The organism is Pseudoalteromonas sp. NCIMB 1079 (genome assembly GCF_040567695.1).
GTDB classification, from domain to species: domain Bacteria; phylum Pseudomonadota; class Gammaproteobacteria; order Enterobacterales; family Alteromonadaceae; genus Pseudoalteromonas; species Pseudoalteromonas distincta.
The window spans coordinates 1,286,778-1,309,205 of record NZ_JBEWZA010000001.1; the positions used below are offsets into that span (position 1 = coordinate 1,286,778).

Below are 22,428 nucleotides of genomic sequence, written 5' to 3' on the forward strand. Positions count from 1 at the left end.
TAATGCTAAGAAAACACCACGGTTTTATTGCCATTAATAAATAGCTTATGCTCTGAGGCAAGTTGAAGTGCTTTACAAAACACAGTCTTTTCAACATCTTTGCCCATTTTAGCCATCATTTCGGCGGTATTAGCATGTGTAACGCTGGTTACATCTTGCAAAATAATAGGACCTTCATCAAGTTCATTATTAACAAAGTGAGCGGTAGCACCAATAATTTTTACGCCGCGCTCAAATGCTTGATGATAAGGTTTAGCACCTATAAATGCTGGCAAAAATGAGTGATGAATATTAATTATTTTACCTTCAAATCGACCCACAAATTCAGGACTTAAAATACGCATGTATTTAGCAAGGCCAATAATGTCAGGGTTGTAGCTGGCAATTAAATCGCCTACCTTTTTATCATGCTCGCTACGGGTTAATCCTTCGTGCGATACAACATGAAATGGCACACCAAACCCTTTAGCTAGCGGCTCTAAATCAGCATAGTTAGCAATTACAGCGAGTACTTCAATATTAAGAGTTTGTTCAAATTGCTTTAACAGCATACCACCTAAACAATGAGCTTCTTTAGTCGCCAGTAAAACTACTTTAGTTTTTGCGCCGCAATGTAGCGCAAGTTTAGCGCCTTGTGGCAACAGTGCGCGTAATTGATCTAAAAAGTCGCTTTGTGGCTCACCTGTAAGCTCTGTACGCATAAAAAATCGCTGCGCGTCTTTATCTACAAATTCGTTGTTACGCGTAATGTTTAAATTATTTTTATGGCAAAGCCCTGTAATTTTAGCTATTAAGCCTACATCATCAGCACATTGGGTGGTTAGTATATAGCTCATTGTCCTCATTCTTACCCTGTAATTAATCCTTTCATTATTTGTGTTTTGGCACATAAAGCAAGGGCTTTGTGAACTAATCCAATATTAATCATGTTGTTGAGTGCAAAAGAGGTAATAAAGTTAAAAAGTATTGAATAGAGGTTAAAAAAAATGCCACCTAAGTTAACAAGGTGGCATTTATAAAAGTTATCTAGGTTTGAGGTTAATTAACCCTTGGGCTCGGGAGATAAGTTTTCTTCTTGTCTTAAATACCCGGCAGCTTCTTCATCATCTTTCGCTATCGCTTGCTGAGCAGGTATAGCGCGCGTTTGTTGGTTTAGTTGATGTATTTGTGACGCATTACCTAAATCACGCTCACTGGTGATTGAGGCGATAGATTCGCGGTCTTTTAAGAACGCAATAACGTCTTTTTTGATTGCTTGTAATTGCCCTTCGTCTTTATGCATTTCCATAATGTGGCGAGGATGTTCAAGGTTTTTCATACCTGTTGCAGCAAACGTAGTAGAGATAACACGAGAAACAATAATCCAAGGCGTTATGCTACTGCGTACTAAAGTATTTTCTGAGCGGGTGCTATCGTGAATACCAGTACCTGTTGATATTTTAGACTCAGTAAACGTGCCTTCACATTTAAAGTACACAAGCAGTGACTCAAATTGCATTTCTGCAAAAAATAGATGCGCTGTGTTTGCAAGTAATTGCGCAAATGCTTTAATAAGTACGCCTATTAGCAATAAGTGAAAGCTTGTCATTAATAGCTCACTAAATTGAATGACATGTTGGTTATTAAATGCCTGTTTAAAACTATTAATATTTGCCGCATCAATGTAATGGTAAATATTAATAAACGAATACGCTAAAAGTACAGTAAATGCTAACGCTACAATATAAAGTAAGTTACCGCTCACCAAAGCAAGTAATCTCGCGAGTGTAAAGTTTTTACCTAAGTCCATTGAGTGCAGTTTAGGCTGAATCTCTTGGATCATTTCACCTTTAAAACCGCCTTTACCTTCTATTTGCTCTTGAAGCTTAGGGTCTAATTCTCTGTAAACTCTGTTAGGTACTTCTTTATAACGGCGATTAGCCATTACTAGGTTATCGAGGTTTATGAAAATCTCGTCTGGATGAACAGACTCTTGCCAGTTTTCACGTAGTTCAGATACTTCAGCTGAAGGGGTAACTGAATTTAAACGCGCTTTAATCATGATAAAAGCAAGCACACAGCTTAGAGTTGCTAATATAATAATTGCAATTAAGTACATTCCAGCATGAAGACTAGGTAGTTGCTCAAGCCAGCTATCTATTTCTTGTTTACTAATGTGCTGCTCTTTCATCAACCATGACATAGAAAGACCAATAGCGATGGGTAAAATAAAAGATAAAGAAATAATTTTAGCGAGTGCACCAGTACCAAGTGCTTCAATATTCTTTTCTGCATTTCGAGAGATAGGTTTACCTGTAGAGCGCCAAGAAAAAAGCACGTAAAACATTAATATTGCACTATAAACCGGAAATGCTAATTCCCCAGCTTCACCGGTAAAGCCCGACAAAGATACAAATGCAACAAGTCCATAAGCAATAAGGGCGACAAAGGTGCTTACCCATGAGCCAAATAATCGCTGGGCAACATTACGAATAGGATATGGTAGAAACAATAGCTTAGGGATTAAGCTGTGAAGTAAGCGTGATAAAAAACCATTAGGCTCTTTAAATGTACTGTTTTTACGACCAACCAGCATTTCTTCAAGTGATTGCGCTGTGTAGGCTACTTCTTTTTGTTCTTCTTGAGCGGTTGATGCTTGCGATTTACTGTAGTTATAAGCAAGTGAAGTTGGGTGGTTTCTACCTACAAAGTATTTAAGTGTTGCATAAATACCTGCCGATAGTGAGCGAATGCCGAATGCTAAAATAAGCATGCCAAACACCATTAAAATCCAACCTGCGGTTGTATCTTCTTTCACAGAGCCCGCAGCAATAACAAGTAAACTAATACCTGCTATAGACTCAATGAGTCCTCTTAATGCTGTTACTTTACCTTCCAGTTTGAAGGGGTTTTTTAGTCCAAGATCAATCGATCCATAATCAAAAGCCATTGAATTCTCCATTTAAACAGCACCCCACTTGCGGGGGACAAAGTGTAATTAATCTGAACTTAGGATAATAAATCTATCTAAAGTAGTTACTTTTAGCGCCGAGTGCATCAAGTTTAATCGTAATAGACTCGCTGCTGGCACGTAAGTTCTACCTACTTTTACAAAAACCTAAATAGAATTATTAATATATATTAAGTATTTATAATTGTTGTTTGTTTTTTATTATATATCAATAGTCTTGTTCAGTTTAAGGTTATTTTAAAGTGATACATTTTAAAGCTCGACGCATGCTTAAATATAACTGGAGGGTTAATGAAGCTAATTTATGTAGACGATAATTTACCAGGGATCACTCGTAAACTTAAACAGAAAAGTTGGCTTTACTTTGATCCAATCGGTAAGCAAATAAAAGAGCAAAATGTGATTGATCGTTTGAATGGATTGGCATTTCCGCCTGCCTATAAAAACGCTTGGTTTTGCCCAGAAGAAAACGGACATATTTTAGCGACAGGATTTGATAGTAAGGGGCGAAAGCAATACCGCTACCATCCTGAATTTAGGGCGCAACAAGAAGCAAAAAAATACCAAGCATGTGGAGTGTTCGGTAATAAACTCCCTTTGTTAAGAGCGCGTTTAGAAACAGACTTACAAGGCGATGAGCTTAATATTGAACGCACTTTAGCGGCAGTTGTAAGACTTATGGATTTAGGTGCGTTGAGGGTAGGTAACGAGCGTAACGTAAAGCAAAATAAAAGTTTTGGCGCTACAACACTACGCACACGCCATGCAAAACTCACGGGTAAAAATATCCAGCTAAAGTACCGTGCTAAATCAGGCAAGGAGCGTGAAGTAAACATAACCGATAGGGTGCTTAGCCATGTTATAAAAGACTTGCAAGATTTACCCGGCCAGCATTTATTCCAGTATATAAATGAAGGTGAGCGCACAAATGTTACATCAGGTGAAATAAATCAATACATTCAGCAAATAATGGGTGAGGAATTTAGTGCAAAACACTTTAGAACTTGGCGAGCAAGCGTTATTGCATTCAAACAATTAGCTAAAGCTAAAGGGGCGCTTACTTTAAAAAGCATGCTTGATAGCGTATCTGAGCAACTTGGTAATACTCCCGCTATAGCACGCAAATCTTATGTGCATCCCGATTTAATTACGCTGTGTAAAGAAGATGAAGATACTCAAACTGCGTGGAGAGAGTCCCTTTCATTACCACGAAAAACGAAGTACTTGAGTCGTTATGAACGTGGTTTTTTAGCTTTTTTAAACGATTAATTGCCGTAGCAACTTTACACACTTGGGCATATTAATTACATATTCACTAATCTAATTTATTTACGTATAAAATACGATCTTTTAAAAAATTATTAAATTTCAAAGGGTTAATCTGAAGCTTTAATTTGGCATTAGCATTGCACCTCCAGTGTACTACTTAGTGGTAAGTACATAAGCATTTATCAACGATATTTAGCGAGGAGGTACACAGTGAAGGGGTCATTTTCAAATCAAGCGCTTACTAAAGCAAAGGGTTTTACACTAAAAACTGCATTGTTTATTGGCATGAGCGGCTTATGCTCAGCACCAACACTCGCTGCCAATGAGCTTGAAAGTGTGGTACTCGCTAACTCTTCACTAACTACTTACAACTCACAAAAGTACATGCAAGCTGATGATACCTACTACTTTGACCAATATTCAGCGCAGTTAATTGAACGTACAGAAAAAGCCATTAATTGGTATCAAGAAATAGTTAACAAAGGTGGTTTTACACACTTATATAACGATGAATTGCTTGAACTAGGCAGTAATAATAAACAGGTGAGCTTACTTGCACAGCGTTTATATCAAGAGCGTGACTTAAAAATTAACGTGTGCGACGAAGCTATATGCACGTTTGATAAAGATATAGAGCAAGCTGTTAAGCAATTTCAAAGCCGCCATGGTTTAAAAGTTGATGGCCGAGTGGGTAAGCGTACTTTTGCATCGCTTAATGTGCCCGCACAACAAAAACTCGATAAATTAAAACTTAACTTTTATAGAATAACTAACTTTGCAGGCGCAAGTGATGAGCAATATGTGTATGTAAATATTCCTGAATACAGCTTACGATTTGTAAAAGCGGGCGATGTAAAATTAAAAAATAACGTAATTGTAGGTAAACCAAGTTGGGAAACACCTGCATTTAGCGACGAAATAGAAAAGTTTGTAGTTAATCCTGAATGGCGTATACCCACCTCAATTGCCACCAAAGAAATTGCTCCAAAGGTAGCCGAGGATCCTGACTACCTTGTAAAAAATAATATTGAAATTAGAAAAAACAGCTACCTAGACTCACAAACTGTTAATCCAAGCAATATTGATTGGGATTCTATTGAGCCCTACCAATTTGATCACTTTTTAGTAAAACGTGCTGGTGAAGAAAACCCCCTAGGGGAAGTTAAGTATTTATTCCCCAATCCCGAAGCAATTTATGTTCACGATACACCTGCAAAGCACCGTTTTAGCCAAGCAAACCGAGCCTTATCGCATGGCTGTATAAGAATAGAAAAGCCTTTTTCGTTAGCGCGTGAAATTATTAAGTACGAAGGAGAAGCGCAAACACTCAATAATATGGACACCGCACTTGCTCAAAATAGTACTCAAACGTTTCATTTAGATGAGCCTCTTCCTATTCATTTAGTTTATTGGACTGCATGGGTTGACGAAAATAAGCTGGTTAACTTTAGAGATGACATATATCAACGCGATAAAAAAGCGCTATTAAAAAATGATGAACAGTCGGTGATTGCCGCTTTATTAAAAAATAAATAATGAGAGGGTTTATGCAATTTATTCATTATATTTCTATCGCCATATTCACAATTATATTTAGCAATAGTGTATTTGCTGCCGCGCCTATAAAGCCTGCGCATCAGGTAGTTGATATAAAAAACAAAGCCAACTTTGAAGATGCAGAATTTAGTCTAAAAATTAACGACATAGTTATGCCATATTCGATGTTTTCAGTATTTGTAATGCCCAAAGAGCAAGTTGAGTTTGAAGTGCTTTTTGCGCAATCAAAAAATGCTTACACGCTAATTAACACTCAAGGGAAATCTAAGCTTACAGACACCAACCGCTGGCAATGGCAAGCACCCAAAGAGCCTGGTTTAACAACGGTAATTATTGAGTCGCCCGATAAAAAACAGCGTATGAAAATCAACGTATTTGTAAAAGTACCGGCAGACAATGTTGAAGGAGGAAAGCTCAAGTATTACCACATTGGGCACTATCCTAAACCTTCACAGATTAAAGACGCTTCACACTACATAGTGCCCGATGGCTTTGTTAAGGTAACGCCTGAAAATGTAAAAATATCACCTCACTTTTCACTAAAAGAATTTGTTAGTAAGCAGCGAAGTAAGTACCCAAAGTATTTATTTTTACAAAATAAGTTGCTACTTAAACTAGAAAAAATACGCAAAGAACTGATTTTAGAAGGTATACCGGTTAGTAATATGGTGGTTATGAGCGGTTATAGAACTCCGTACTACAACAAATCAATTGGCAATGTAAAACTTAGCCGACATGTATTTGGTGATGCTGCCGATATTTTTATAGATAACGATGGCAACTACCGTATGGATGATATTAATAATGACGGTAAGCATTCAATTGGTGACGCTAAAGCGATGGCCGATATAGTGGAGTCGTTAGCTAGACGTGAATCATTTAAAGGTTTACTAGGTGGTTTAGGTATTTATGGGCCTAAGTCGCACAGAGGCGCATTTATACATGTTGATACGCGTGGCTTTAAAGCGCGATGGGTGAGTGAGTAATGGCAACGGCTACCTCATTTAGTATAAAGCTAAACTAGTTAAGTCTAATTGTATAAGAGATTAGCTAAGCCAAGGTAGCTTTGTTTTTATAAGCCCTTTGTTTTATACCCATTTAATATCTTTACTGAGCTAGTCTTTTTTACTTTAAACTGAGGCGCTTATGTGAGCTATAAACATGGTGTGTATCAGCCGCTTTCCAATATTTAATTATTTTATTTTGTACGAAAAGCTTTAAATATAAAGGCTGCATCAGCAGCCTTTATATTATGCTATTGCAGCATAAACGTTTCGTATTCTAAATCTTCAAATTGTTTAGAAAGCCAAAATAAGCCAACAACAGAGGTAATAATAGTTGAGAGAGCAAAGCCGTAACCATAAAACTGCGGCCCAAAAGCGATTGATAGCAAAGTTAAAACAACGTTTATTACCAAAAATAGTCCCGCTAAAAACAGGACGGTTGAGCGTTTATCTAAATAAAACAAAATATTTAAAATAGACAAAAATATAACTTGTACACCCACACCAACTACATCAATAAATAAAAGCGTTTTATAGTTTGGATCAATACCAATAAAGGTAAGTATTTGCTCGCCCCATAATAATAAGCAGGCAACGGTAATACCTTGAATTTTAAATATATCGTATAAACCGGCACGTGCAGTTTGGATCATATTATCTTTTAAATAGTAAATCTCTTCTAACGATGAACCCTCTCGAATAGCTGTGTAAAAACGGTCGTATTCTTCTACAAAGTCGGTTTCCATTTTTACTAAAAATACTGCCATACCGGGAATAATAGACAAATAGGCTAAAAATATAGGTAAGTCGTAAATTGGGCTGGCTCTTAACGTGCCAATAATCTGAATTGATGTGCTTGGTGAATACCAAAAAATGATTTTATCAGCCCACACACCAATGTTATAAAACAGACCACAAAAGAATAGGCTGTAATACACTTTTTTATTGCTTAAAAAGTCAAAGCTTATAAGTTTTTCACCTGGGTAGCGGCGAATAATCATAAACAAAAAGCTAAAAAAGAGCAGAGCTTCGCCTGCAAAAAACGCAAAAAATAAGCCGTCTAACTGCCAGTCTCTTAATAAGTATGCAAGTAATACCATAAAGGCGTAACCACTTAGCATGGTTATTAAAATTAACCGGTATTCTTTCATACCTGATAGAAAAATAGCGCCAAGCCACTGATTACATAAGCTTACAAAGGCACCTAAAATTATAATCTTAGTAACAACGGGTATAGGGAGCATAGGCCATACAGCCAAGCCTACCAATAACGCGGCTATTGTTGTTATAAGCTGTGCACCGAGTAGATTAGGCAGTACCTTTGCCTCTTCTTTTTGAAAAAATAAATCGGCAATAAATCGAGTTAGTAATAACTGTAAACCACCCGTTAAAATAAGTGAGGCTGCCATCATGTAGGTAACAAGCGTTAAAAATTGAATAATAAGTACTTTAGGTAATACAATTCCCAAACTTAAAATACCAATAAGCATTAACGCTACAATAGAGAGCAGCCAAGGCCCTGAGCCTATTAAACCTGCGTAGCCGTATGCTTCAAAAACTGAGAGCAGGGTATTTTTTTTGAGAATTTTTCGTATCTCAAAACCTATTCCAGCCATGCTATTGTATCCTTATAAAGTTTATCGTAACGGGCAAACATGTGGCTCTCGTCATAAAATTTTTGTACGCGGTCTAAACCACTTTTTTGATACTCAAGCCAAGTTTGCTCATTTGTTAGCATGTTTGATATTTGTTTTGCAGTTTCGCTCGGAGAAGCAATTGGGACAACTTCACCGGCTTTACCTAACGCTTTATCTTCATCAGTTCCGCCTTCGATTATTTCGCGGCACGAGCCAACATCACTAGCAAGTACAGGTACACCAGCCGCCATTGCTTCTAAAAGCACTAAAGGCTGGGCTTCAGAAATCGAGGTTAAAGCTACAATTCCGAGCTGAGGCAAAATTTTAGTAATATCTTGCATACCTAAAAACTTAACACTGTTTTGTAAATCAAGGCTGCCTACCAGTAGCTCACACTCTTTGTAGTATTGTGGGTCTTCTTCGAAAGGGCCGATGATCCAGCCTTCGACCTCTGGTAATATCGATTGCGCTTCTTTAATCGCACGTATAAAGGTTTTAATATCTTTTATAGGCACTACACGTCCAATTAACCCAACAACCGGTGGTATCTGTTTTGGACGCTGATCAAGCGCTTCAATAAAGCGCACTGTTTTAATGCCATTAGGTACAACAAATGCTTTTTCTGGCGCTGTACCATCTTTTATTTGGCGCTGCCTGTTACCGTCGTATAGCGAAATGATCTTATCTGCTTCTTGGTATGTTGTTCGGCCAATTTGCTCAAAAAAGCTGATCCACATACGGCGAATAAAGCCCATCTCGGTATTTAATTTTTTACCTAGGCTTTGTTCTGACTCTTTGATCCAACTGGCTTGAATAAGATCTATTTTTCTCTCTTTGGTGTAAATACCATGCTCGGTCAACAAAAAGGGAGTATTACATATTACACTGGCGCCAGCTCCTAAAATACCCGCATACCCGGTAGATATTGAGTGAATAAGTTTAACTTTAGGAAGCCCTCGTGCAATTTCGGCTATTTTAAATAGCGGCTTATATAAATTGCGATATGACCAAAAAAAGTCAATAAAAGAAGATTCATCACAAAAAGTTGAATAATAATTAGTGAGTACTTGCCATGAAGATTCACTATATAAAAAGTCGGCTTCATTAATACCGTCTTTTTTAGCTAAAGTTTCAAATGCAAACTTTAATAATTCAGTCGGGATTGGCTCGTTACAATCTCTAAAATAATTTTGTAGTTGCTGCCAAAAATCAAAGAGTTCTTTTTTATATTTAACCCCATGCTTAGCTTTTATTTCAGAGGTATCATTTTGTACTAAATAATGAACATGCAGCTTGGTAACGTTTTCAGGCAAGGTATATTGAATCTCGCCATAATGCTCTGGCGCTCCACCTATAAAAACAAGCTCAAAGTTATAATGAGGTAACCCTTCAATTATTTGATGGACCCAGCTAGATACGCCACCACGCACATAAGGGTAAGTACCTTCTAAAAGCAGTAAAATGTCTGCATTTTTGTTACTCATGCCAATACTCCTGTAAATGACGTAATTCACTGCCCTTAGGTTGTTCTGGGAGTTCTTTTAAGTAGCGTTTACAGTCGTCAAACTTGTTCATACAAAAGGCAACTTCGGCCTTATAAGGGAGAACATGACGCCTTGCCATGCCCGACTCAGTTGCTTTTAGTAAGTACTCATGGGCTATTTCGTATTTGTTTAAGGCTAAAGATATACGCCCTAAAAATATAAAGGTTGCAGGTGTTTTTACGTGCTCAATACTTTGCTGTGCAAGTGCTTCGGCTTTTTCTAAAACGTATTTACGAAGCGCACCTTGTGCTAAACCTAAGTAGCTAAGTTCCCAATAAAGTTCGGCTAGTTGTTTTTGTAAATTACTTAACTTTGGCTGCTTAGTCGTAATGGCTATTTCTTGCTGGTACAAACTGATTTTTTCGTTGAGTTTGGTTTCTTTACCATCAAGAGTTGAGTAGGCGAGTAGGCGAATATCATCTTCTAAATCTTTAAGTGCTAGCTTTAAAATAGGAATAGCTTGTGAGTCACTCATGTGACGAGCCGCCATTACGGCACTTAGACGTTTATTTGGTTCACTAGCATGCTTCAAAATTGCTTTAAGTCCGCCCATAGAATAGGTCGGGTTTGCTGATATTGCTCTGGCTTCAAAAGGAAGCTCAGGTATTTTATGCTCTTCAATTTCTATGTCATCGTTTTTGAGTGGTTTACACAGAGCAAACGTAAGCGCTACTACAACGCCTATAATTCCAAGTACAGGCAATGTAAACAACAATAAAAACATGAGTACTAAAGAGCTATAGGGAGTCGTTTTGTATTTTTTAGGTATCAGGAAATAGCTAACAAAAGCAAAAAGAATGCTAGCAATAGCATGCAATAGTATAGCTAAAAACCAATTAGGTGTTTCCAGTACTTCTATTAGTGCAAAGTACTGACAAATACACCCTAAAATAGCCGCTACAATAATTATAATCATGAAAGTGAAACCAATCTCTTTATGTCATCTGAGCTTATTGGTAGTGCAAGTTGTTGCTCAATAACAATATCAAGCTCAGCTAAAGTGCTACCAGTGCGCTCTTTACACCAAGTGTTCATTCGGGCAATAAAGCCTGCTTTTTCAAGTTCATCAGCTAATGGCATTAATAGCAGTAATATCTGATTTTTATCATCATATAAATAAATGTCTAAACCACGACGGGCTTCACTTAAATAACTCATAAGTTGAGTCGATTTATCAGTAATATTGTTGGCTTTTATTTTTAGTAGCTGCGATGGAATGTTGTATCGTTTTGCTTCTTTATTTGCGCGCTTAACTTGGCGAATAAAGTATGGAGACTCTTCATACGTCATTACTGGGTTTGTTATTTCATGACGAAGTAAATCGCCTATATGCCCAGCCATTACAGCAAGTAATGTTAGAGTGGTATTTTTAAGCGCAAAAAATTGTACTCTTTCAACTAAAATAGCGCCGTAAATAGTATTGTTTACGTCGATAAGTGGGATTGCCATATGGTATTTACTTATACCCGATGATGCTTTTTCGTCTTTTACCGATACTAATTCTTTTTCTTCGATCATTGCTAATATAAGAGGATCGTTTTTAGCTATTTGACTCATTTTACCTATGGAGGCAAGTGGTGGCTCTAAAACACTGTCGTTTTCAACTTTATATAACCCCGCTCTTTCTAGCGAACCGTACTCAACAAACAAGTCGATTATTTTTTGCGCTGCGCTATCAAGTCTTCTTTCTTTTAATAGCCCGATAGAGGTTCTTACTGCTTGTAGTGATTCACGTAAACTTAACGTATGGCCAGCTAGCATTTGCTCAATTCTATCGTGAGATGAATTAATTAAATGATACTGACGAGTAAATGTTTCAAGACGATCAGTTACGTACTCAAGCTGAATACTTTGCTGTTGATTAGTACGCTCCCACACATCTCTAAATTCGCCTGTGATCATAATTACAATAATGTAGCCAATCATAGCGTTAATATTGAAGTCGCTTTGCGGTGATAAAATATTTGCTTGAAGTAAAAAAAGTTGGCCAACAAGCAAACATAAAATACTAATAAAGCCTTTTGAAAAGCCATAGCGTAAAGAAACTAAAAGTGGGCCAAGTACAGGCCACGAAAACCCTCCCTCAGTCCAAAATGGGTCCTGTGCGTTAAATAATACAGGCAGCCCTAAAGCAAGCGCGGTAAATATAAATACCTCAGCCCATATTTGTAGCTCAGGAACGTCTCTTGGTCTAAGGAAATGTGTTTTCACTCACTAACCTCTATATAAGAAATTAAATCGGCAATCACATCTTGTGCTGTTGCTGCAATGCTATCGCGGCCCCAGCCACTTTTAGCAATAGTACCTGTCCAAACTGGTGTGGTTTGTCCATTTACAGTGAGTGATAATGTAAGTGCAACAACAGGTTCGCCATCAAGGCCTGCTTTATAGCGCCACTCTTCAATGCTGCCTGTTAGTACATAGTCAGCTTGTTGAGTGCTTAACCATTGCATAGCATTGTCTAAACGGTATTGATCATCCAGTGGTGGAAGCTCTTTGCTGTTTACGCGAGGTGCACGTATTAGAGTTGGTAATTTATTTTGTTGCCAAATACTGGCTAAAATATCTTCAGCACGCTCACCGGCAAGCGGTGTTTGAGCATGATTAACAAGCGGCATTAGTGCCACTGTTTTTGAAGGGCTAAGCTCTATATCATCAGCAACTCTGCTGGTGGTACATGCTGATAATAGTAATACCAAACACGGTATAATTAAACGAAACATACTCTCTCCTAACATTAAAAATGTACGTAATAACCTAATTGTAATTGTGTATCTGAGTTACCCACTTTATTACTACTTTGGTAACCCAGCTGTAATTTAAATAAATCATCGCCCAGTACAGACCAACCTGCGCCACTTGAAACTGATACATCTACTGTATCGTTAAGTGTTTGATAGCCAGTACTTATATCAAATAACCACGAAGGGCTTGCGCCTAAATAAGGAGGTTCTAATGAACCAGTTGAAGCAAATGAGGTCCCTAGTGCAAAACGTCTAAATGGTTGAAGGTCAACTCTTAGCGGTCTTCTGCTTGAATCTGTATTTATTAATGCATTAACACGTTCAAAGTCTTGCCATTGCGCACTAAAATAAGCGTTCCAAATTGGGCGGTCTTTTAAAATGCTGTATTGGTAACGAGCATTATATTCTTGGCCGTTTATTAGTGAGCTGCCATCGCTTCTTCGAGAAAAAGACATCGCTGCTGCTGATAGCTGTACGTTTTGTCTACCATCAATGTTGTAGTTAACATAGGCCGTGGCTTTATCTAGCTGAGCATAGCTAAGTAGTGCTTCTGATTGGCGGTTTTCAACATTATATTCAAGCTTTAAACCTACCTGTGTTCGTGAATCCCATTGATAACGAGAGTCTAAGCTAAGACCTTGGCGGCTAACTAAGCTGCCTTGGTGCGAATCTATTTTTGCATCAAAATACCAACGACCAAAGGTCATTTTATCTTCTATCGCAAACAGTAATCCGTTGTTATCAAGGTTTTGCTGATTACTTAAACTTAATTTCCATTGCCCATTAGCATAAGGAAAATAAACGTTTACATCGTACTGGCTACTGTTTAAACCAGCCTCTGGCGATAGGTTTATTTCAAGCGCTCTAAAATAGGATGCGCGTGCATTTCTGAGTAAACTCAATTGCGATTCATTTGCCTCGCCAGTGAGTTCTTCGTACCAACGTTGCATGGTGGCATAGGGTTGTTTTAAATAGAGTAGGGCGTTTAGCTCATCTAGTTTGCTTAGTGAACCTTCAGCTATAAGCTGTTTCGCTTTATTAAATTCGCCGTTGGTCATATAAAGTTGTAGTTTTTGCCATGGCTCTAATTTTTGTGCAGCTCGGCGTGCTAACCACCAGTTTGTTTGGGGCTCACCAATAGTGTCGGGGGCAAGTTCTTCCATTGTGTTTAATTGCATTAAATGAGGAACAGCCATCGCGCCCGCCCAGCGGAACATTAAGCCTCTGTATGCATATTTATCTTTAGGTAAGTGTTGCAGTAAATAGTGATTAAGTTCAGCAGCATTTGCATAGTAACCAAGTTGTTTCATTACATCGGCTAAGTTAACCAGTGTTGTTAAGTCACTTGGATCTGCAATGGCTAATTTACGCAAATAAAAGTAGGCACTGTTATATGACTTTTCGTGAATAGATAGGCTAGCTAAGAGTTGCGTCCACCCATAGGAAGTGTCGCTTTGAGAATAGCGCGTTAAAATGCGGCCAATCATTACAGTGTCATGCATTTGCAGCGCTAACCAACCTTGTGCAAGCACAACATCAGAGTCATATTCGCTTAATTTAGCAGCGCGGTTTAAAGTTGTATAAGCTGAATTTAAATCACTTTGGTTTTGATACCAATTAGAAAGAATTAACCAAGCAGGATAGAGAGCTTTATTATATCGTTGTTTATCAAGTTCAGCATGAATACGTGCAACTGATTTAGCATCATTTACCTGTGTGCTTAATAATGCAATTTGAATCAATTGACGGTCAGTTTGCGACTCACTTTTCCATAAATAATCAAGAAGCTCCTGAGGCCTACCTTCAAAGCGCAATTGTTGGTAGTGCAGCATGTCGCCTACGCTTAAAGGGCTTATTTGTTGTAACTGCTCTAATGCATATAGCTCATGAGCTTTGTCTTGGACTCGCATTGCCATGTCTACATTGGCACTCCAAAACTCATCGTCAGAACTTTCATGTTTGTTTTTTAGTACTTGCAGAGCTGTAGAAAAGTCATCTTCTAGCCAAAATGCGCGGGCAATCCAAAGTAAATCCTCTTCATTTTTAGGCCCTTTATATGTAGGCCACAAAGCTCTTAATGCTTTTAAATTACCAGTATCGTGAAGTACTTTTGCTTTCCAATATTGTGATAATGCACTTTTACCATTTATTTGCTCAAAGCGTTCAATATTATTTAACTCTTGCTTTGTGTTACCAATAAATTCGTTAGCTTGCATCCAATTAGCAAAGCCATTTCCTTTTAGATTTCTATTTTGGGCTTTATATTCGTATATATCATTAGCATCTTGGTATAAATATAAAGCGGTGGCATCGTTAATACTATCGGTAAGCATCGAAGGGGTTACGGCTTTGTTAGACATTAGCCATTTAAACTCTCGAAGTGCCTCTTTAGGCTTGTTTTGCCAGCGCTTTATCTTCCAATTTAATAAATGTAGCTCTTTGTCATCTGGGCTTTGTAGTAATAACTTTGCAAGTAATTGCTCAGCCCCTTTTGCATTTCCATTTGCTAAACGCAGGTGCATAGCTTGTGTTAAGTAGTCGGTGTTATTTGGCTCAGCTTTTAATAAGCTTTCAATGGCTTGAGCTGCATCTTCTGTGTTACCAGCTAGGTTAGCTAAATAAAGGGTGCGTTTAACATCGGCTTTGTCACCGTAGGTGCTCCACCATGCATAAGCTTGAATCGGATTATTTGCGCCAAGTGCAGTTTCAATCGCTTTAGCTGCAATGTCAGCATTTATATTTGTTTTATAAATAGCGAATGCTTTGTCAGGTTCCCCTGCGCTTAACCAGTAATCGGCTGCAAGGAGTGGCTGTTTATTTTTTTGATAATACTGAGCAACTTTTGCGTTTAACCCAACGGCTTTTGCAATTGTCAGTATTTGTTCGTTCCAATTTTTATGAGCTCCTATTTTTAATGATAGCTCTTCAAAGCGGTCGTCAACTTTAGCACCACTTGCTAGCCATAATGAGTAAAGCAACTTTATTTCAAGTGTTGCTTTGCGCTCGCCCCTAGGTAGCTTTTCAAGCTCGTTAGTGGCTTGTGAATACTCACTAAGCCCTATATGTAGCTCAACCAATTTAGCGCGAAGCTTTTCGTTGTCGGGCTCTGTATTGAGCGCTGCATTAAGGTAAGATTTCTCAAAGGTATAATCTTGTGAAAGTGCATCATCTTCAAAAAATAAAGTATGGGGAAATAACGCATAAAGTACAAAACAACTTACAGCTAGTAACGCTAATATTGTTTTTATAGAAATTAACTGAGGGCGCTTTTTAGTATTCATTATAGAGCAGATCCGTTGCAGTTAAGGTAACCATAAAATTGACCTTTTGGCAGATTAAAGTGCGTCACATTAGTGCGTGTTACACCTTTAAAGTGTTCACCCAAATTAGATACAAATTCGCATGAGCGTGCATTAATTAAATCAAGTGAAGCGGGCACCCATGCTTTAAAACTAACCGGTCCGTTAACTTGCCAGTTATCAATAACAACATTTGCAGACGCTAAATAAGGTTTTTTACTATTTTGGCTATGATCAAAGCTAAGGCGAGCTATGTTATTTATAATATGTATGTAGTCACCTTTTTCAGTTACACCAGATACACCTTCACTTTGAGCTATGTTTGGCACATCAAAATCGCTAGGTATGCGTAGAGTACGAATGTACTTTGAGCTAAATAACCATTCATTATTACTGTTTTTTGCAAGTGCAGAAAAGTAAAAGTCTTTTGCTACTTTTGCATAGTGGCTTAAATGCACCGGTGTATTTGGCCTTGCTAAAACATAATCAATGTTGTGTTTAAGAGCGTCTAAGCCCGCAAGAACTTCACCTGAATAAAAGTGATAATAAATAGTGTAAGGTTTTAACCTATATGGCTTTTCTGTTATTTCGAATGTTTCGGTTAAGCGTCTAAAGCCGTAATAAGGGCCATGCCATAAGTTTGTGTAAACATTTTCATTCAATATGGGGGCGTAAATTTGATACAGCAAATCTCTTTCAGGGCGACCGATAGGGGAGATGTGAGAAAGGCTTGGGTTATCAGCATTTACATCAGTATTACCGCCATTGACATTTAACACGCCAGCGTCACGAGCAAGTTCAAGTGCTTTTGGGCCAGGTGTTGCATCACCAGACCATAGCATCATTACTGTTTTTTTATTTTTAGGTGTGAGTTTTTCATCAATGTACTTTATCGAGTCGGTAATTTCTTTTTTAAGGCTAATTGTGTTGTAGCCAGGGACGTCTAGATGAAAACCGTAATCTGTGTCGTCTTCATCTATTTTTTTTCGCCCAGATAGGGCTGTCCAAAAATAGGGATGACTATAAGTGTGTGAAGCAACTTCTACGTAAGGCAGGTTAAAAATACTACGCGCAATGCCTTCGAGTTTGGCACTTTGTTTAGAATGAATACCGCCTTCTTCAATATCAGCTTGGATCACTGATGACGTTAACGGTAGTTTGTAGTGTTTAATTATTTCATCTCGAATTACTTCTGCTGAATAAGGCTTACCTGCGTAGTGGGCAACACTTGTAAATCCATCTCCATCGATATGCAAAGTAAGCATTCGCCTGCCGCTTTCGGTGGTTGTATCTGGCACTAATATAGGTGGTAACCCCATTGCTTGAGTAAGTAATGTACGCGGATCAATAACCCATTTGCTGCCTTCCATCGGAAATGTGTCAATTAACCAAGGAGCGGCCACGACTGCACCATATTTAGTTTTAGCCGCTTGTAAAATACTTATATTATTAGCAGACTTTATTGTTATTAGAGGAGTCGCATCAGTTGCTAATTTAAGTAAGTATGGTTTAACAATAGGGGGAGGTTTTGTTGACTCCCCTTTGAGCCAAGGTGCAAAGCTATCTTGTTTATATGGACCTTCAGGTAGTGTGTTTAACGACTCAATACCTAAGCTTAATAATAATTTAGTTGATTGTGGTAACTCGCCTAAAATGAGTTCTGGTACAACACCTAAATTAGCTTCAAGCCAATTGTTTAGTGTTGGTGTGTAAAACGTATCGCTTGTGGTCCACGAGATAATACCTGCATGCAAGCTAGGATCAACTAAAGGTAAGTCGCGCTTTGCCGTATCTATGTAATCAGGTATATATCCCAAATACTCAATCATGGTCGCTAGTTTTAAATGTACGGTAGTGTAAATGAGTGGCTTTACGTTACTGTTGTACGGAATGAGGATGCGTCTTGGTACTGGTGATATAGTTGATGTACCCCATGTTTGTAAGTGTCCATCAGTTACCCAAGGGGTAAAACCTGCCTGCTTAATTTTTTGCGCCATAGTAAGACGGTTGTCAGGCTGTGCATAATCAATAACTTGTACTTTAAAACCAAGCTTTTGTGCCGTTTTTAATTGTGCACTTAGCCAAGCTTGATCGTTCTCGGTGGTTAATTTGTAGCTATTATTGATTGGGTTGTAATGGCTATATAAACCTTCAGCCACTAAATCGCTGGCTAAACCGGTAAGTCTAGGTAGTAACTCAAAGCCTCGGTTGAGGATAAGGTGTTTATTAAACGTGCCAGACAGACTTTTTATAATTGCGACTAAGCCATTTTGTTGATCTGATTTACTGTGCTTATCATCTAAAAGTTGATAGCTGTCTAGAGTATCTAAAAACAAGCCACTGAAGCCTCGTGCTTTTAAAGTAGCTGCGTTATTTTGCACATGTTGTTGCCAATGCGTAGATGTTAAATCGGCAATGTGGCTATTCCAATTAGGGTTAACTGCGAGTGAAGACTCACTTTCAATAAACGACTCACCAACACTTAAATAAGCATAAACAGCTATGTCACGCTGTTTAAACCAATTGAGTTCGTGCTCAGTCACAAGGTCAGGCTGAACTACAACGCGAGAATAAAAGGTCATTTCGGCTAATGGCATCGGCGCTGAGTAGTAAAAAGCGATACTATTATTTACAGGCGTTGCGAATGCGTGAGCCGACACTAAAAGTGCAAGGTATAAAATATACTTCATTAATAATTCATTTTTATTAGATTATAACTGTGGCTCAAAGTGTTGTGTTCCAATTTTCATCTAGTTGTTTGGTATTAGGAATATAGGACTATCATATGTTAATGGAAGTTTAATATTCATATGTTCATTATTTATATGAACCTAAAACCAATACTAACATGACTAATGAGTTAACTCATTACATACGAAGCAATCGAGCGGCTCAATACGCTATCAAATTAATTTTAGATCAATACAGTCGTTAGAATTTTGAATATAACAAATAGGGTGGTAAATAATATATTGATTAATACAAAGGTCGCAGTGTTTTTAGTGTTCAAATACCTCCTTTGTGACTATAATATCAGCACGCAGAGCAAGGTATGAGTATACTCTCACCAAATTTTTTATTTACTACGTTTTAAACCCAATAAAACATAGTAAACAGTCGTAATTTAACTTTGGCAATTGTCGCTATATATGCATTTATACACCTCGGAGAAAAAATGAGTAATTTAAGCTTGAAAAACAAATTGCTGTTACTAGCTATTTTACCGCTAATGCTACTTTTAATCAGCTTAATGCTGAGCTCTTATTATTTAGAGAATAAAAATCAGCAACAAAATTTTGAATCATTTCAAACTAAGCTGATAAGTGACAAGCAAACGTTATTAAGTACCGAAATTGAAATTGCTAGCAAAATTGTTCGCTATCAATTAGCAAATGGCTCTGAGCAAGATGCTAAAAACGCTTTAAGAGACTTAACATTTGGCCAAGGTGGTTACTTTTTTATATACGACACCAATGGCATTAGTGTTTTTCATGCATTACTAGGTGATGCTATTGAAGGACAAAATAAAATAGGGATGACTGACCCTAACGGTAAAAAAATAATAGTGGGCTTATTAGATCAAGCTAGAAAAGGCGGCGGCGCTTTTAACTATCATTTTCAAAAACCAAATACCACAGGCTTAGTTGAAAAGATGGGCTATGCAGCAATGATACCAGGCACAAACTGGATGATTGGTACTGGCGCATATATGGATGATATAGATGCGGAGCTACTTAAATACCAAACAACAATGCAAGAGCACATGAATGATAAGGTAATGACCTTATTATTAATTGCTTTGTTTTGGGTTGTTTTAACAATTATATGTGCGTTAGTTGCCGCAAACACAATGGTAAAACCAATACAGCGCATGGCGCAAAGCCTTGACGATATTGCAAAAGGTGAGGGCGATTTAACTAAGCGTCTAGACATTGATACTAACGATGAAATAGGTCAACTTGGCGAAGCATTTAATATGTTTGTAAGTAAGCTACATGGCATTATTGCTAATGTGGTTGATGTAACACACGATGTAAAAACAGCTTCTGGTGATATAAATACACAAACACGATTAATTGAAGACAAGTTACTTAATCACAATCATGAAACAGACCTTGTTGCGACGGCTATTACTGAAATGTCGGCTACTTCTCATGAGGTGGCTCAAAATACAAACCAAGTGGCAGAGTCAACCCAAGCGGCAACGCAAGAAGTTGCTAAAGCGCAAGAGTGTGTTGATATTTCACTCAGTGAGGTTTCAAACTTAATGGGAGAAATTAACTTAGCTGCTGAACAGGTTGATTCACTCAGTGATCAATCTAAAAAGATTAATAGCGTACTAAGTGTAATTGGTGGAATTGCTGAGCAAACAAATTTACTTGCACTTAATGCTGCAATAGAAGCTGCGCGAGCAGGTGAGCAAGGCAGAGGGTTTGCAGTTGTTGCTGATGAAGTAAGAAGCCTAGCAAGTCGTACTCAAGTTAGCACACTAGAGATTAGCGAAATGTTGAGTGAGCTACATAATTTAGTATCAGATGCAGTTGCTGCAATGCAAGCAAGCCAAAGTAGTTGTAATCGCTCTGTTGAATCCTCTCGTGCTATTTCAGAAAGTTTAGGCGCGGTAACAAGCTCAGTTAGATCAATTAACGACATGAGTACGCAAATTGCGACAGCGGCGCTGGAGCAAAGTAGCGTTACAGAAGAAATAAACCGTAATGTGTTTGCCATTCAAGAAATAGTTAATGAGCTAACTATTTCAAGTAAAACGACCTCTTCGGTCGGTCAGCATTTAGCTGGGCGTGGTGAAAGCTTAGGACACTTAGTTGGCCAGTTTAAGATTTAACAAAGCTCAAAGCCCTACACTAAAAGCCGCTAATAGCGGCTTTATTTTTGTGGGCGATTTTTTGTAAAAATTATTGAATTTTTTGTATGCGTTAAGGTCTATCAGCATGCAAATATACCTATACAGTGAAATAACCATGCAAAACATGCCATCAATTAAACGTTGTACTCGAGAAGAGTTAGTGCCAGAGCAAGATTTGGGGCGTTTAGTCTCTTTTTTACGTTCGAGATTAGCCATTCATGTTGATGCCAAGTTACTCCCTATGGACCTAACTTCAGCGCAATATATTGTGGTTGTACTACTTGCGAGAGAGTCGGTTAATACGCTTGCAGGACTTTGCGAATATATGGTTTATGATCGTGGCGCTATGAGCCGCTTACTAAACCGACTTGAAGAAAAAGGACTCATTATTAAAACGCAATGTGAGCTTGATAAGCGCTCAACTATTTTGTGTTTAAGTGAAAAAGGTAAAGCGCTTTGTCCTGAAATTATGCCTGTAGTGAACGAAGTCTATACGCAAGCATTAAATGGTTTTTCAGAGCCAGAAAAAAACCAAATAATCGACTTACTATTCAAAGCTATAAATAATCTTGATTTACTGCCAGACTCCCCCCAAAAGTAGATTATCAATAAAATAGCGATACTGTTTCAATAGAAAGTTAGCGTGCTAATTAGTTGATCTGATTGTGCGCAGAATCTAACTTTGATAATATAGTTGCCTAGGCAATTAAGGTTGTCATCTTGTTAGGTTTGTTATGATTGAAAATAATTTGTTAGTACAATTACAGCAGCAATATCCAGAACATACTTTTACGCAACAACACTTAAGTGTTGTCCATAAGGGACGTTTTGCTAACGCGATTGTGTATCGATATAAAGATAATGAATTTGATTTAATTGTTAAAGATTTTAGCCAAAGCCCCTGGTTTATCCGCAAAACATTTGCACGAATGTCGGTAAATCAAGAGTATAAAGGGTTGAGCCGTTTAGCTGAGCTTGATGCAGTTGCTAACCGCTTTTGTAGATTGTCGCCGATAGCGGTTGCTTATAACTATATCGAAGGCACGCCACTGCGCGCTTTAATTCATGAAGACAAAACACTACCTGTTAACTTTTTTAGTGAGCTTGAGCGTCAAGTAGCAAAAATGCATCGCAAAGGCATCGTGCATTTAGACTTGCGTAATATGGGTAACATTTTATGCGGCGCAGACGGTAAACCTTATTTTATAGATTTTCAGTCTACTATTAGCTTTTCTCGTTTTCCACGTTGGTTGCAACGCTTTATGCGAGGATCCGACATGTCAGGCGTATATAAAGCATGGAATAAATTGGGTGAGCAGCCTCTGCCACAAAAAAAGCAAGACTATTTAGAGCGCTTTAATCACGTGCGTAAACGCTGGATTTTTAAAGGTTACCCAATACAGCGAGGCTATGCGTGGGGCGCAGCACTTATTACTCAATTTGTAGATTCTGACTTGGTACGAAATATTACAGATAGACTTTAATTTAAAGCATAAACCGTAATTTAAAAACACCTAATTCATTGTGTGATTTTGCCCATATTAGCCTAGCTAATATGGG

15 protein-coding genes are annotated in these 22,428 nt (G+C 38.0%); 6 read left to right on the plus strand and 9 right to left on the minus strand.

All coding sequences use genetic code 11. The annotated features are described in order from the left end of the window. Nucleotides 1-5: 5 nt before the first annotated feature. Both purU and ABX891_RS05975 read right to left on the minus strand, forming a co-directional pair. Complete coding sequence (gene purU / locus ABX891_RS05970; RefSeq protein WP_024597310.1) at nucleotides 6-836, minus strand: formyltetrahydrofolate deformylase; 831 nt, start codon at nucleotides 834-836, stop codon at nucleotides 6-8. 206 nt (nucleotides 837-1,042) lie between these two features. Continuing rightward, nucleotides 1,043-2,929, minus strand: coding sequence for a hypothetical protein (locus ABX891_RS05975; protein ID WP_024600616.1), 1,887 nt, complete (start codon nucleotides 2,927-2,929; stop codon nucleotides 1,043-1,045). Nucleotides 2,930-3,241: 312 nt separating this feature from the next. On the opposite strand from ABX891_RS05975, the gene ABX891_RS05980 reads away from it, so the two are divergent. From ABX891_RS05980 to ABX891_RS05990, 3 genes are all read left to right on the plus strand, one after another. Continuing rightward, nucleotides 3,242-4,219 carry a DNA topoisomerase IB gene (locus tag ABX891_RS05980; RefSeq protein WP_354629096.1) on the plus strand — a complete coding sequence of 326 codons (978 nt, stop codon included), beginning with the start codon at nucleotides 3,242-3,244 and terminating at the stop codon, nucleotides 4,217-4,219. 210 nt (nucleotides 4,220-4,429) lie between these two features. Further along, on the plus strand, nucleotides 4,430-5,755 hold the full coding sequence (locus ABX891_RS05985) for a L,D-transpeptidase family protein (protein ID WP_354629097.1): 1,326 nt from the start codon (nucleotides 4,430-4,432) through the stop codon (nucleotides 5,753-5,755). 11 nt (nucleotides 5,756-5,766) lie between these two features. Beyond that, the gene (locus ABX891_RS05990) at nucleotides 5,767-6,762 is read left to right on the plus strand and encodes a D-Ala-D-Ala carboxypeptidase family metallohydrolase (protein WP_354629098.1); all 996 of its coding nucleotides are present in this window, start codon (nucleotides 5,767-5,769) and stop codon (nucleotides 6,760-6,762) included. 269 nt (nucleotides 6,763-7,031) lie between these two features. Here ABX891_RS05990 and pelG read toward each other — a convergent pair whose 3' ends face one another. From pelG to ABX891_RS06025, 7 genes are read right to left on the minus strand one after another with little or no spacing between them, the layout of a single operon-like run. After that, nucleotides 7,032-8,396 carry an exopolysaccharide Pel transporter PelG gene (pelG, locus tag ABX891_RS05995; protein ID WP_010554451.1) on the minus strand — a complete coding sequence of 455 codons (1,365 nt, stop codon included), beginning with the start codon at nucleotides 8,394-8,396 and terminating at the stop codon, nucleotides 7,032-7,034. Continuing rightward, nucleotides 8,384-9,901, minus strand: a complete 1,518-nt coding sequence (gene pelF / locus ABX891_RS06000; RefSeq protein ID WP_354629099.1) for a GT4 family glycosyltransferase PelF — start codon at nucleotides 9,899-9,901, stop codon at nucleotides 8,384-8,386. The genes pelG and pelF overlap by 13 nt, the downstream gene beginning before the upstream one ends. Further along, nucleotides 9,894-10,877 carry a HEAT repeat domain-containing protein gene (locus tag ABX891_RS06005; RefSeq protein ID WP_138489529.1) on the minus strand — a complete coding sequence of 328 codons (984 nt, stop codon included), beginning with the start codon at nucleotides 10,875-10,877 and terminating at the stop codon, nucleotides 9,894-9,896. Before ABX891_RS06005 ends, pelF begins: the two co-directional genes overlap by 8 nt. Continuing rightward, entirely contained in the window at nucleotides 10,874-12,172 is a 1,299-nt protein-coding gene (locus tag ABX891_RS06010; RefSeq protein ID WP_354629100.1) for a PelD GGDEF domain-containing protein, read from the minus strand. Before ABX891_RS06010 ends, ABX891_RS06005 begins: the two co-directional genes overlap by 4 nt. After that, nucleotides 12,169-12,684, minus strand: a complete 516-nt coding sequence (locus ABX891_RS06015; protein ID WP_002958938.1) for a hypothetical protein — start codon at nucleotides 12,682-12,684, stop codon at nucleotides 12,169-12,171. Before ABX891_RS06015 ends, ABX891_RS06010 begins: the two co-directional genes overlap by 4 nt. A gap of 14 nt (nucleotides 12,685-12,698) precedes the next feature. Continuing rightward, nucleotides 12,699-15,986: a tetratricopeptide repeat protein gene (locus ABX891_RS06020; RefSeq protein ID WP_354629101.1), complete on the minus strand. Its 3,288-nt coding sequence runs from the start codon at nucleotides 15,984-15,986 to the stop codon at nucleotides 12,699-12,701. Then, on the minus strand, nucleotides 15,986-18,694 hold the full coding sequence (locus tag ABX891_RS06025) for an endo alpha-1,4 polygalactosaminidase (RefSeq protein ID WP_354629102.1): 2,709 nt from the start codon (nucleotides 18,692-18,694) through the stop codon (nucleotides 15,986-15,988). The genes ABX891_RS06020 and ABX891_RS06025 overlap by 1 nt, the downstream gene beginning before the upstream one ends. Nucleotides 18,695-19,179: 485 nt before the next feature. Between ABX891_RS06025 and ABX891_RS06030 the strand changes: the two genes are divergently transcribed. The 3 genes from ABX891_RS06030 (at nucleotide 19,180) to ABX891_RS06040 (ending at nucleotide 22,352) form a co-directional block, all read left to right on the plus strand. Next, nucleotides 19,180-20,847 (plus strand): methyl-accepting chemotaxis protein, encoded by a 1,668-nt coding sequence (locus ABX891_RS06030; protein ID WP_024600626.1) that lies wholly within the window; start codon nucleotides 19,180-19,182, stop codon nucleotides 20,845-20,847. Between the two features lie 106 nt (nucleotides 20,848-20,953). Continuing rightward, nucleotides 20,954-21,469, plus strand: coding sequence for a MarR family winged helix-turn-helix transcriptional regulator (locus ABX891_RS06035; RefSeq protein ID WP_354629103.1), 516 nt, complete (start codon nucleotides 20,954-20,956; stop codon nucleotides 21,467-21,469). Between the two features lie 133 nt (nucleotides 21,470-21,602). Beyond that, complete coding sequence (locus ABX891_RS06040) at nucleotides 21,603-22,352, plus strand: RIO1 family regulatory kinase/ATPase domain-containing protein (protein WP_024604985.1); 750 nt, start codon at nucleotides 21,603-21,605, stop codon at nucleotides 22,350-22,352. Nucleotides 22,353-22,428 lie beyond the last annotated feature (76 nt).

Bases quoted from the DNA above. Each gene is read 5' to 3' on its own strand.
- purU (WP_024597310.1), bottom strand. From the start codon at position 836: ATGAGCTATATACTAACCACCCAATGTGCTGATGATGTAGGCTTAATA.
- ABX891_RS05975 (WP_024600616.1), bottom strand. From the start codon at position 2,929: ATGGCTTTTGATTATGGATCGATTGATCTTGGACTAAAAAACCCCTTC.
- ABX891_RS05980 (WP_354629096.1), top strand. From the start codon at position 3,242: ATGAAGCTAATTTATGTAGACGATAATTTACCAGGGATCACTCGTAAA.
- ABX891_RS05990 (WP_354629098.1), top strand. From the start codon at position 5,767: ATGCAATTTATTCATTATATTTCTATCGCCATATTCACAATTATATTT.
- pelG (WP_010554451.1), bottom strand. From the start codon at position 8,396: ATGGCTGGAATAGGTTTTGAGATACGAAAAATTCTCAAAAAAAATACC.
- pelF (WP_354629099.1), bottom strand. From the start codon at position 9,901: ATGAGTAACAAAAATGCAGACATTTTACTGCTTTTAGAAGGTACTTAC.
- ABX891_RS06005 (WP_138489529.1), bottom strand. From the start codon at position 10,877: ATGATTATAATTATTGTAGCGGCTATTTTAGGGTGTATTTGTCAGTAC.
- ABX891_RS06015 (WP_002958938.1), bottom strand. From the start codon at position 12,684: ATGTTTCGTTTAATTATACCGTGTTTGGTATTACTATTATCAGCATGT.
- ABX891_RS06020 (WP_354629101.1), bottom strand. From the start codon at position 15,986: ATGAATACTAAAAAGCGCCCTCAGTTAATTTCTATAAAAACAATATTA.
- ABX891_RS06025 (WP_354629102.1), bottom strand. From the start codon at position 18,694: ATGAAGTATATTTTATACCTTGCACTTTTAGTGTCGGCTCACGCATTC.
- ABX891_RS06030 (WP_024600626.1), top strand. From the start codon at position 19,180: ATGAGTAATTTAAGCTTGAAAAACAAATTGCTGTTACTAGCTATTTTA.
- ABX891_RS06035 (WP_354629103.1), top strand. From the start codon at position 20,954: ATGCAAATATACCTATACAGTGAAATAACCATGCAAAACATGCCATCA.
- ABX891_RS06040 (WP_024604985.1), top strand. From the start codon at position 21,603: ATGATTGAAAATAATTTGTTAGTACAATTACAGCAGCAATATCCAGAA.